Genomic DNA, 11,602 nt, shown 5'->3' with positions numbered 1-11,602 from the left:
ACGGTCTCACAGTCAGAGCTGACTGTAAAGGGGTGGGCCTGAGCCTGGGCTAGCGGTCGGAGAAGGGCTCCGGAACATCACGAGGGCGAGCTGGTTGGGCGCCGACCCGTCGGCGCGGCCAAGTCAGCAGCCATCGGGCGCCGCGTCGGGATGCCACTTCCGTCAGACCCCGATCAAGACCCAGCCGATGACACACTCATCCCCCAATCTGGACTCTTCGCCATCAAGAGCAGCAGTGCCTAATGAACACCCCTCCCAGGACTTCGTTATCTTGCCCGTCCCGCCGCGGTCGCCCCGGCGGGACGGGCAGTGAGGTCGATGGCCGTACGCCCTCACTCAGGCCGTCACCCCAAACTCAAAGGGTCGACGTATCGCCTTGCATGACCTCGATCACGGAGGCGTCGTGCGGGACCACGGGTCCCACTCTGTTCTGTGCTTGTGGCCGTGTTGTCGGGAACCTGTCGCCGCTATGGTCTTGCCATCTGTTGAACGCTTTGGGGGAGCATGGCTCATGAGTTGAACGCCGTCCTCGGGAAGCGCGAAGTCCTGGAGAGGCTGGCGAGCGAGCACGGCGTGCCGGTGGTGGCGCTCAGCCATGGCTTCGCCTTGATACCCCTGACCTCAGAGGTCATCGTTCTACTCGTCGGGGACGGCGGGCCGGACGCCCCGGAGAGCAGTCTCGCCCTCCAGCGCCGCCTCGACGAGGTATTCCAGGATTGGTCGGCGCACGGTCCAGTCGTGCACGCCACCAACGACACCCACGGCGGCAGTCCGGGAGAACAGGCCGCGCGAATCTGGCAGAGCGGCACGGTGGTCTTCGCCCAACGCGGTCACGCTTACAGCGGCCCGATCTCCATGGCGTTGCAGCGCCTGGGCGTCACCGGCGGACGGATCGGTCATGACGAGTTCGACATCGTGGGGTTGGGCCGTCATCGCAAGACAGCAGCTTGGCTCGAATCCCCGATACAGCGCGTATCCGGCCATGAGCTGGGCCGGTCAAATGCAACACGAGAAGGAGGCGGGACCGGTTCGATGACGAACACGGCCGACAGACAGATTCCCCAGTACCTCGACCTTGTCGGAGCCGGATGGCACGACATCCTGATGCGGGCCCACGCCGAACTCCTCCAGGTGCTGCCGAATTACCAGGTCGCCCAGGTCAAGGAGAAATGGGGCATGCTGGACATCAACCTGGGCGTGTACATCGACCCCGCCACCGGCGAACTCGGCATCAACCGCGAACTCGGCGCCCGGGTCAGCGACATCCTGCAGGCTGCTCGCGACGAGTCCCGGCGCACCTGCGAAGTCTGCGGCGAGCCGGGCAGGGAGACCGACCGGGGATGGATCAAAACGCTCTGCCCCGACCACGGCGGGCAGGGCTAGAGCGCTACATGTACGCCTCATCACACGCCGCCTTCTCCCCTATGTGCCCTTAAGGCCAAGGCGGCGGCGCGTGACCGGCGAGTAGACATAGCGCCTGAACCCGACGATGCCAGCGATTCGGTTTGCCGGTTGAGAAGTTGATTGCCGCCACCGCCCGCGAGAGCCGCCGATCGGACACGTTCCGGTCGGCGGCTCTCGCGATGTGTGCCGACGCCCTACTGGTGGCCGCCAGCACGCCCAAGAAGACGGTCACCTTGGCGTCCAGCATCTTGGACATCTCGCTGACCTGGGTCTCGGAAATGCCCATCTGCTCCACCAACCCGTCAGCCGCCACTGCCCAACGAGGGTCCAAGCAAGAACCGGGCGTCTGGAACCAGCAGCCCCACGACGGCCCCGGACGTACCTCTCAGCAAGCACTAACGGTGGCACCTGATCGATCGTGGAGCCGGAGCCGACGGCCGTCGGCTTCGAGCGGATCAGGAGGTAAGCAGCCGGGAGCGCAGCGCTGCGACGGTGGCGTCGCTCAGCTTCAGGCCGTTGCGGACGTAGTTGTCGAAGCTCCCGTAGGCCTGGTCGACCTCATGGAACGCCTCGTCCAGCCAAGCGGACTCCACGGCGTCCGACCGGCCGAGGTAGGTGTTGCTGGCCATGTAGTCCTGGTACACCGTCGCCTTCGGGACGCCGAGGATCGTCAGCAGCACCGCCGCGCCCCAGCCGGTCCGGTCCTTGCCCGCGGTGCAGTGGAACACCGTCGCGCCGGGGTTGGCCGCGATGGAGGTGAGCAGGTCGTGGTAGGCGCGGCTCGCACCGCTGAAGTCCACCATGAACGGGTAGGCGATGGACTGGCCGAGGTTGGACGACCCGGTCACCAGCCCGTACAGCAGGCTGCCCAGCGCCGGATTGGCGAAGGAGATCCCGTGCGTGAGGTCCTCGACGTCGGCGACCTGGTAAGTGATCCCGGCAGGCAGCAGGTCGGGGTCCTCCGAACGTTCCTTGTAATTGCGCAGGTCCACGTCCAGGGTGATTCCGAGGCCGAGCAGCGTCTGCTGGTCGGCGGCCGACAGATGGGCCAGGGAGTTGGAGCGGTAGACGACGCCGGTGCGGACGTGGTGGCCGTCGGCGGTCGCGTAGCCGCCGAGGTCGCGGAAGTTGGTGGCCGTGGCCAGCCGGGGCGCGGCGGCCAGGGTCGCCGTGGCCGGCGCCCGGTTCGGGGCCTCGGCGAGGGCGGGCGGTGCGCTCAGCGCGCCGGCCAGCAGGGCGGCGCCGAGCAGGGCTGCGGACGTACGGGGGGTGCGCATGACGATCCTTGTCGGATGGCCCCGGCGGGGGGATGGACGTGACGCCCGTCATGATGCTGTCCGAGCGGACGGGGATGAACTGGCAGGCTCTCAAATCTTCCCGGCGATCATTGTGCGGGGCGACAACGGCCGCGCTCCGACCGCCCGCGCCATTGAGGAAATGACCACATCGCCAACTCGTCACCTGAAGGGCATCGACCAAAGGTGAACAAAACCGCTCCACGGCCGACCAATGACATCTGGCGTACACCGGCAGTCGCCAGTAATCGCCGGTCCCCCTCCCCCCACAGCACCACGGCGCCTTGAGGTGTCCCGGATTCACTGAAGCCCGATTTACCTGGTACCAGTTGGCACCAGTTTGTTGGCCGGACGGTAGTGGGATGTCTCGCATTCGGCAGTCGGCGTGTTACCGGTGACCGAGCGCAAAAGGCGGTCGTCGTATGAACAGAACCCGATGTCGGTGAGCAACATGGCGACCTTGGTCGCCGCGAGTAGCCGGTCCGGCCTCATCCGTGGCTCACCCCGCCGCCGAGGTTCATGACGGTCATGCCGGCGACGACGATGCCCGCGCCGAGCAGCACGTACGGCATTCAGTGCTCCTCGCTGATCAGCGCGGTCAGCCGCGCGCGCACCTCGGTGTGCAGGCCGTCGCGCGGCGGGGCGAGGCCGAGCAGCCGGGCCATCCACCAGCCGTCCACGGCGAGCCGCACCAGGGTGGCGGTCGCCGGGTCGAGTCCGTCATCGCAGATCCGCTGCTGCCAGCGCTCGTAGCACTGGCGCGCGGCGGAGTCCTCGTCAGCATCGGCTACACCGCCGGCACGGTCGCCGACACCTACCGCACCCTGCGCGGGCATCTTTCCGTCCGGGCCATCAAACCCGCGATAGACGGGGTCTATCCACTGGACCAGGCCGCCGAGGCCCAGAGACGCGTCGTCGAGGACCGTCCTCTCGGGAGAGTGTTCCTCGATCCCCGCATCTTAGCCCGCCTCGTGGCCCGCGGCTTTGAGGCGCCGCCTCCGGGCGCGGAAGGCAGGTTGGCCTGCCTTCCGGTGGACAAGTTTCTCACTGTCTCGGGTTTGCGGCGGATCCTGTCGGACCGGTGTGTTTCGATCCTGGCCACGGCCTCGACGGCACGGGGAACTGGCAGGAGGAACGCATGGGTCACGACTGGTCCACCGAGGAGTACGGGGCTTTACGGCCCTGGTGGCTGCCGGGCTGGGTGGCATTGCCCCGAAGGCCGCGCAGCGTTGAGGGATGGGCCGTATGCGTGCTCCTGCTGCTGGGCCTGATCGCGCTTCTCGCATACCTGTGGCAACTCTCGATCACCTACTGGTACCTGTCGCTCCCCGGCCTCGCACTGCTCGCGTTCGCGTCCGACCGCTACTGGCGGTCCTTGTGGTCCGCCGAGCTGGAACGCCGGGAAAGAGTCAGCTCCTACAGCCTGACATTCGCGCAGATGCGGGACATGCACTGGCGCGACTTCGAGATCGCGATCATGCACCTCATGCGCCGCGACGGGATCGACGCGGAGCACACCGGCAGAACGGGCGACTTCTCCGGCGACGTTATCGGCTACGACGCCGCGCTCGACGAACGCTGGATCGTCCAGGTCAAGCACTACAACCCGAATAACAAGGTCAAGTCCGACGACGTCCAGAAGGTCGCCGGTGCCGCCTGGCCCATCTACCAGGCCCGGATGATGCTCGTCGTCACCACCAGCGGATACACCCGTGATGCGCTGGCCTTCTCCGCCAAGGCCGGGATCCACCTCATCGACAAGGCCGCCCTCATCCGCTGGGCCACCGACGGCGTCCATCTGCACGACGTCCTCGGCATCGCTGCGGACGCCCGCTACGGCAACGCCAGTTGAGCCTCGCTGCGCCAGGCTCTCTCCAGGCTGGACGGCTCGGTCACGAAATCGTCCAGGCGGAACCGGTACCGCTTGCGACCAGCACGACATCAGCGTGCACGCCGAAGGTGACCCTTAGATCACAGCGTCACCAGCGCCGCTCGACGGTCCCCTTGGTGGCGACCTGCGCCTGCCTGAGGGAGCGGAGCTTCGCTCGCCGGCTGCGGCGCCGCTCAGCTCTGGCAAGGCGGCGCTCGTCAGCGGAGCCTTCGCCTTCCTGGTGAATGCGCCGTTGCAGCCTGCTCTCGACCCAGTCCCCCAGTGGTAGACCAGGCTCTTTTCGCCACGTCTTCGGCCGCCGGCGCGCCAGCACCTCCTCGACTTCCCCGGCCTTATCGGCGTCAAGGGTGCCCGTGGCGTCCCGAAGGATCCGCTGGAGACGATGGCGGTTGGCGCGATTGGGGAACCGCTTGTTAAGCCGTACCGCGTTCCTCGACGACTTGTCGTTCTCCGCGTAGGCGTTGCGGCGATCTTTGGCATAGCTGAGCCGCTTCTTCTCCCGAGGGTTCCTACTTCCCACCACTCCCCACCTCCACGTCCGACCGCCTCGGGGGCGAGCCCGGGAACGTCCACACGTTCCATCCTGGGGCGCGCGCCCGGCGCGAACAACCGGATTTCCCGCCAGTTACGAGAAGTGGGGGTTGTCGCCGAAAAGGACGCCTGAGCTTCACCCGACACCGACTCAACGCGGAATTTTGTTCCATGTCAATGTTCGGGCCGGGCAGATCGCCTGGGCGGAACTCGGCCGAGCCACCACGGCCAAGCACGTCAAGGTGGTCATCTCGCAATCCGATGGCGCGTCCATGCTCGCCGAGTTGATGCTCGCGCGCTGAGCCCTTCCGAAATGGAACGGTGGCCGCTCTGCAAAGCGGCCACCGTTCCCCTCCGTCGTCTACTCGGCAGGGGTGAGGATGCCGTCGTCGCGGATCGAGCGGAGGACGTCGCGGGCCGCGTCCAGAGTGCGGTCGATGTCCTCCTCGGTGTGCGCGGCGGAGATGTGGTTGCGCTTGAGGGTGAGCGGCAGCATCAGGAAGCCGCGGTCGGTCATGCGGCGATGGAAGGCCACGTAGGCGGCATGGTCGTTGCGCAGGAGGTCGCGGTAGCCGCGGATCGGCCCCTCGATGAAGTAGAGGCTGAACACCCCGCCGAAGCCCGCGGCGGTGGCCGCGATGCCGAGGTCGGCGCAGATGCCGGTGAGGCCGGCGCGCATGCGGTCGCCGAGAGCGTGGGTGCGCTCGTAGAAGTCGGGGTGCTCGCGCAGGTAGGTGATGGTGGCGATGGCGGCGGTGGACGAGACCGGGTTGCCGTTGAAGGTCCCGGCGAGCAGCACCTCCCCGCCCGCCGAACTGAAGTGCTCCATCAGGCGGCGCGGGCCGGCGAGCCCGGCGATCGGGTAGCCGTTGCCCATCGCCTTGCCGAAGGTGGTGAGGTCGGGCAGGACGCCGCAGACCTGCTGGTAGCCGCCGGGCGCGTGCCGGAACCCGGTGATCACCTCGTCGAAGATGAGCAGCGAGCCCTGCTCGGCGGTGAGGGCGCGCAGCCCGGTCACGAACTCCCGCGTCGGGACGAGGGCGCCGACGTTGTGCGGGATCGGCTCCATGATCACGGCCGCGATCCGGTCCGGGTGCGCCTCGTACAGGGCGCGGACGGAGTCCAGGTCGTTGAACTCGGCGATCAGCGTGGCGTCCAGCGCCTCCGGCAGGATGCCGCCCGACAGCGGGTCGCTGCCGTAGGCGCGGTCCGGCGCGGAGATGACGTTGCGGGCGACGGCGTCGTGCCAGCCGTGGAACCCGCCCTGGAACTTGACGATCAGCGGCCGGCCGGTGACCGCGCGGGACAGCCGGACCGCCTGCGCGGTGGCCTCGCTGCCCGACATCGCCGAGATCATCTGCTCGGCGGACGGGATCGTCTCGGTGACCAGCCGGGCCAGCTCGATCTCCGGCTCGGTGACCCCCCAGCCGACCAGGTCGACTCCCCCGATGGCGGCGCGCACCGCGTCGTCGACCTCGGGCGCGGCGTGGCCGAGCAGGATCGCGCCGAACGCCGCGTGGTAGTCGAGGTAGCGGCGTCCGTCGGCGTCGGTGACGTGCGCGCCGGACGCGGCGGTGATCGCGTGCGGCACGCCGACCAGGCGGGTGGCGGAGTTGACGCCGCCGGGGATCACGGCCTGCGCGGCGGCGAGCAGTTCCGCGCCGGACCTGCGCCCGGCCAGCTCGGCGGTGGTCATTCTGGGAGCCCCCAAGAGATTGGCGAGTGGTGGGTGACGCTGTCGGCGAATAGTTCATGGAAAGGCGTTCCATGTCAACCCTTCGATTGCGGGGCCTCCGGTTGAGCAGGGAGACCTCAAGTTTTTCTCCCGCGAACCCTTGACACGTGAATGGCCTGGGGATCAGGATCCCTCGACATGGAATCCCATTCCGTGCCGCTTCGGACGCTGGTCGTCGGCACCGGTTTCATAGCCGCGCAGCACGCCGCCGCGATCCATGCCGAGCCGCGGCTGGAGCTCGCCGGCGTGGTCGACATCGACCCCGGCCGGGCCGCCGCCGCGGCCCGCGCGAACGGCGGCGTGCCGGCCTTCACCGACCTCGCGGCGGCGCTCGCGGAGACCGGCGCCGGCGGCTGCGTCGTCTGCACCCCGAACGACACGCACGCCGACATCGCCGTGGAGGTCGCGGAGGCGGGCGCGCACCTGCTGATCGAGAAGCCGCTCGCCACCGGGGTGGCCGGCGCGCGCCGGGCGGTCGAGGCGTTCGCGGCGGCCGGGCGGGTGCTGATGCCCGCGCACAGCCACCGCTACTACGACTACGCGCGGACGGTCCGCGACGTGCTGCGCTCCGGTGAACTGGGCACGGTCGACCTCGTCCGGCTGGCGATCCTCGGCGGCTGGATCTGGCCGGACTGGCGCGGCTGGATGCTCGACCCGGCCCGGTCCGGCGGGCACGCGCTGCACAACGGCGTCCACCTGCTGGACCTCGTCACCTGGTGGACGGACGACACCCCGGAGACCGTGTACGCGCGAGGCCGCCGCCAGACCGCTGCGGAACTGGGCATCTACGACTACCTGGAGATGACGGTCGGATTCGCGGGCGGCGCGACCGCCGTGTGCGAGATGAGCCGCGGGCACCGCCCGGCGTCCTTCGCCCGCCGCGACGTCATGGTCGCCGGGAGCGGCGGGATCCTCACCCTCCCCTGGGACGCCGAGTCGGGGACCGCCACCGACGAGACCGGCACCGCGCTGCTCCCGCCCGGCGGCGGCGACGGGTTCGCCCTCCAGATCGCCGCCTGGGCCGACGCCGTCACCGGCGAGCCGCCGCTCGTGACCGGCGAGGACGGGCTGCTGGCCGTGGCGATGGGCGTCGCCGCCGAACGATCGATCACGACCGGCGAGCCCGTCCGGGTCGCCGACGTCCTCAAGGAGGCGTCCTGATGCGCACGCTCAAGGTGCTGCCCTGGGGGTCGGGCGGGTTCGGGACCCAGGACCACCAGCACGACATGTACCTTCCCGCGTTCCGGGCGCACGCCGGGTTCGAGGTCGTGGAGAGCGACCGGCCGGACATCGGCGGAGCCGTCCGCGCGACGGGCGCCGAGGTCGTCTGCGTGTGCGCGCCGCCGGAGGAGCGGGCCGACCGGGTCGTCGAGGCGCTGCGCGCCGGCTGCCACGTCCTCGCCGACAAGCCGCTCGCGCTGGACGCGGCCGGCGTCGAGGCGATCGCCGCGGTCGCGGCCGAGACCGGCCTGGTCTGCATGCCGGCGCACCACCACCGGTTCGGCGCCGCCGTCCAGGCCGCCAAGGGGGCGCTCGCCTCCGGACGCGTCGGGCTGCCCTGGAACGTCCAGGCCGACTTCCTCGTCGACGGCGGCGACCCGTGCCCGGACGGCGAACTCGTCAACTTCGGCCTCTACCCCGTGGACGTGGTGCGGGCCCTCACCGGGCAGGCGGTCCGCCGCGTGCACGCCGTGCCGGGCCGCGAGCGGAGCCGGTTCACGGTCCTGCTGCTCGACCACGAGCACGGCATGACCAGCACCATCACCGTCGGCCGGCTGCGCGGCACCGTCGACGCCCCCGGCATGGCGCTGCACCGGTACCGCATCAGCGGCTCCGGCGGGGTCATGGACGTCGACGCCGCCAAGCCGGGCGCGTCCGTCCGGACGGTGACGGGCAGCCGCACCGCCTGGCACGGCCCCGGCACCGTCGACCGGATGCTCACCGCGCTGCACACCGCCGTCGTCACCGGCCGGCCGCCCGAGGCCGGCCCGGCCGACGCCCTCGCCGCGCTGCGCGTCACCGACGCCGCGGCCCGTTCCCTCGCCCTCGGCACGCCCGTGCCGATCGACTCCCCGGAGGTCTGATCCATGAAGCTCGCGACGTACCGCCTGCCGGACGGCGGAGTCCGCCACGGCGAGATCGTCGAAGGCGGCCGCGTCACCGACCTCGGCCCCGGCGACCTCTCGGCGCTGGTCGGCGGGCTCGGCTCGGTGCCGTCCGGCGGGACGGAGCACGCGCTGGACGAGGTGACGCTGCTCGCGCCGCTGCTGCGTCCCGGCAAGGTCCTCGCGGTGGCCGCGAACTACCAGGAGCACGTGACCGAGACGGGCGGGGACGCGCTCGACAAGTCGCGGATCTCGCCGCGGCTGTTCATCAAGCCCGGCACCGCCGTCAGCGGCCCCGGCGAGGACATCGCGCTGCCGTCGGTCAGCCCCAGCATCGACTGGGAGGCCGAGCTGGTCGCGGTGATCGGGCGCGGCGGCAAGGACATCCCGGTCGAGGACGCCCTCGGCCACGTCGGCGCCTACACGATCGGCAACGACGTGTCGGCCCGGAAGATGGACTACGGCCACGACCGCGACACCGAGGACTCCGCGGTCGCGTTCTTCGACTGGCTGAACGGCAAGTGGCTCGACGGGTTCGCCGCGCTCGGCCCGTACCTCGTCACCGCGGACGAGGTGCCCGACCCGCAGAAGCTCGAGGTGATCCTGGAGGTCAACGGGCGGGTCCGGCAGCACGGCGACACCGGTCAGATGATCTTCAGCGTCGCGGAGCTGGTGGCGTTCGCGTCCCGGCTGATGACGCTGGAGCCCGGCGACGTGCTGTACACCGGCACGCCGTCCGGGGTGGGGATGGCATCGGGGGAGTTCCTGTCCGCAGGCGACGAGATGACGGTCCGCGTGACCGGGCTCGGAAGCCTGGTGAACCGCGTCCGCTGAGCGGACCAGTGGCCGGGCGGGTGCCCGGCCACCGCCGAGAAGAGGCAGTCAATGACCATTCGTTCCGGGAGAACGAGGGCCCGCGGCCCCGGGCGGCGAGCCGCCGCGGCCGCGCTGGGCGGCGTGCTCGCGGCGGGCGCGCTCGCCGCCTGCAGCTCCGACCCCACCCAGAAGTCCGCTGGCGGGGACGCGGGCGTCCTGAACATGTACCTGTACCAGAAGCCGAAGACGTTCAGCCCGCTCGCGCCCAACAACGGGCCCGACCAGCTCGTCATGTCGTTCATCTTCGACTCGCTGTACGGCTCGGACGGGTCCTACGGGCTGAAGCCGCACCTGGCCGCCGCCGCGCCCGAGGTGTCGGACGACGCCAAGACGATCACGGTGAAGCTGAAGCCGGGCCTGAAGTGGAGCGACGGCAAGCCGCTCACCGCCGAGGACGTGGTATTCACCTTCACCGTGCTCGCCGACCCGGAGACGGGCAGCGCGCAGGCGGGCAAGTTCGCGGCGGTGGCGGGCGCCAAGGAACTCGCCGACGGCAAGGCCGACTCCCTCACGGGCGTGACCGCGCCCGACGCGACCACCGTGAAGATCACCACGACGCGGCCGGCGGCGGGGCTGCCGGGGCTGATCGGCAACACCCCGATCCTGCCCCGGCACGTCCTCGGCGAGGGCCCGGCGAAGGGGCTCGGCGACAACGGCTTCTTCACCCGGCCGACCGTCGGCTCGGGGGCGTTCACGTTCGCCGACTACAAGACCGACCAGTACGTGGAGCTGAAGGCGAACCCGAACTTCCGCGAGCCGGTATCGGTCAAGAAGGTGTTCCTGAAGCCGGTCACCTCCGACGTGGCGACCGCGCAGCTGCGCACCGGCGAGATGGACCTCACCCAGGTCTCGCCGACCGACCTGCCGACCGTGAAGAAGATGGACGGCGTCAAGGTCGTGTCCGCCAAGAGCCCCGGCTTCACCCGGATCGCCCTCAACCAGTCGCAGAAGCGGTTCAAGGACGCGCGCGTCCGGCAGGCGCTGCTCACCGCGATCGACCGCAAGGGACTGGTCGAGAAGGTGCTCGGCGGCGCCGGGACGGTCGTGAACTCCAGCTTCTACGGGGAGCTCGCGACGTCCGCGGCGAACGACTACGCCTACGACCCCGCGAAGGCCAAGAGCCTGCTCGCCGAGGCCGGCTGGGACGGGTCCAAGCCCGTCACGCTGTCGTGGATCCCCGGGCAGCGCGACCGCGACACCGCCGTGACGGTGATCCAGAGCCAGCTCAAGGCCGTCGGCGTGAACGTGGAGCTCAAGCAGGTGCAGGCGGACGAGCTGCTGTCGTCCTACGAGAAGAAGTCGTACGACATGGCGCTGTTCGGCGGCGGCAACTACGCGACCGAGCCGTCCACCGTCGCGACCATCGACGCCTGCGACCAGTCCTACCCGGCGGGCGGCAACGTCGCGCACTTCTGCGACCCGAAGCTCGACGAGCTGCTGTCCAAGGCCGACTCGGTCGCGGCACCGGCGGAGCGGACGAGCCTGTTCCAGGAGGCCGCCAAGGTCGAGAACGCGCAGGTCCCGTACCTGTGGCTCTACAACCCGGACGCGGTCTGGGCGTACCGGACCCGGTTGTCCGGCTTCGAGCCGACGGGGCTCCCGACGAACGAGGTCGGGACCTGGGACTTCGCGAACTGGAAGCTGAGCTGATCCCGGCCGGGGGGGGGGGGGGGGGCCCCCCCCCCCCCCCCCCGGCCGCGCCGCGGGGGGGGGGGGGGGGGGGGCGGGGCCCCCGGCGCCGGGGGGGGGGGGAGGGTTTTAATGT

At 70.1% G+C, this 11,602-nt stretch carries 11 protein-coding genes; 6 read left to right on the top strand and 5 right to left on the bottom strand.

What is annotated here, in order from left to right:
- The first annotated feature begins 504 nt into the window (after positions 1-504).
- The gene (locus AB0K34_RS35885; protein ID WP_364553305.1) at positions 505-1,383 is read left to right on the top strand and encodes a hypothetical protein; all 879 of its coding nucleotides are present in this window, start codon (positions 505-507) and stop codon (positions 1,381-1,383) included.
- 49 nt (positions 1,384-1,432) lie between these two features.
- Here the strand turns inward: AB0K34_RS35885 and AB0K34_RS35880 are convergent, their stop codons facing one another.
- The 3 genes from AB0K34_RS35880 to AB0K34_RS35870 all read right to left on the bottom strand — a co-directional run bounded on the left by AB0K34_RS35880 (position 1,433) and on the right by AB0K34_RS35870 (position 3,535).
- Positions 1,433-1,690, bottom strand: coding sequence for a hypothetical protein (locus AB0K34_RS35880; RefSeq protein WP_364553304.1), 258 nt, complete (start codon positions 1,688-1,690; stop codon positions 1,433-1,435).
- A gap of 169 nt (positions 1,691-1,859) precedes the next feature.
- Positions 1,860-2,681: a tyrosine-protein phosphatase gene (locus tag AB0K34_RS35875; RefSeq protein WP_364553302.1), complete on the bottom strand. Its 822-nt coding sequence runs from the start codon at positions 2,679-2,681 to the stop codon at positions 1,860-1,862.
- A gap of 590 nt (positions 2,682-3,271) precedes the next feature.
- Complete coding sequence (locus tag AB0K34_RS35870) at positions 3,272-3,535, bottom strand: hypothetical protein (RefSeq protein WP_364553300.1); 264 nt, start codon at positions 3,533-3,535, stop codon at positions 3,272-3,274.
- Positions 3,536-3,837: 302 nt separating this feature from the next.
- Here AB0K34_RS35870 and AB0K34_RS35865 point away from each other — a divergent pair, with 302 nt between their 5' ends.
- Positions 3,838-4,551, top strand: a complete 714-nt coding sequence (locus tag AB0K34_RS35865; RefSeq protein WP_364553299.1) for a restriction endonuclease — start codon at positions 3,838-3,840, stop codon at positions 4,549-4,551.
- 127 nt (positions 4,552-4,678) lie between these two features.
- Here the strand turns inward: AB0K34_RS35865 and AB0K34_RS35860 are convergent, their stop codons facing one another.
- Both AB0K34_RS35860 and AB0K34_RS35855 read right to left on the bottom strand, forming a co-directional pair.
- The gene (locus AB0K34_RS35860; RefSeq protein WP_364553297.1) at positions 4,679-5,110 is read right to left on the bottom strand and encodes a hypothetical protein; all 432 of its coding nucleotides are present in this window, start codon (positions 5,108-5,110) and stop codon (positions 4,679-4,681) included.
- A gap of 372 nt (positions 5,111-5,482) precedes the next feature.
- Entirely contained in the window at positions 5,483-6,817 is a 1,335-nt protein-coding gene (locus tag AB0K34_RS35855; protein ID WP_364553295.1) for an aspartate aminotransferase family protein, read from the bottom strand.
- Positions 6,818-6,994: 177 nt separating this feature from the next.
- Between AB0K34_RS35855 and AB0K34_RS35850 the strand changes: the two genes are divergently transcribed.
- From AB0K34_RS35850 to AB0K34_RS35835, 4 genes are read left to right on the top strand one after another with little or no spacing between them, the layout of a single operon-like run.
- Positions 6,995-8,017 carry a Gfo/Idh/MocA family oxidoreductase gene (locus AB0K34_RS35850; RefSeq protein WP_364553293.1) on the top strand — a complete coding sequence of 341 codons (1,023 nt, stop codon included), beginning with the start codon at positions 6,995-6,997 and terminating at the stop codon, positions 8,015-8,017.
- Entirely contained in the window at positions 8,017-8,940 is a 924-nt protein-coding gene (locus tag AB0K34_RS35845) for a Gfo/Idh/MocA family oxidoreductase (RefSeq protein ID WP_364553292.1), read from the top strand. The genes AB0K34_RS35850 and AB0K34_RS35845 overlap by 1 nt, the downstream gene beginning before the upstream one ends.
- A 3-nt stretch (positions 8,941-8,943) precedes the next feature.
- On the top strand, positions 8,944-9,795 hold the full coding sequence (locus tag AB0K34_RS35840) for a fumarylacetoacetate hydrolase family protein (protein WP_138631943.1): 852 nt from the start codon (positions 8,944-8,946) through the stop codon (positions 9,793-9,795).
- Positions 9,796-9,846: 51 nt separating this feature from the next.
- Positions 9,847-11,487 (top strand): ABC transporter substrate-binding protein, encoded by a 1,641-nt coding sequence (locus tag AB0K34_RS35835; protein WP_364553290.1) that lies wholly within the window; start codon positions 9,847-9,849, stop codon positions 11,485-11,487.
- Positions 11,488-11,602: the final 115 nt, after the last annotated feature.

It is taken from the genome of Actinomadura sp. NPDC049382 (assembly GCF_040677125.1).
GTDB classification, from domain to species: Bacteria; Actinomycetota; Actinomycetes; order Streptosporangiales; family Streptosporangiaceae; genus Spirillospora; species Spirillospora geliboluensis.
This window is presented reverse-complemented; position numbering and strand designations above follow the sequence as displayed.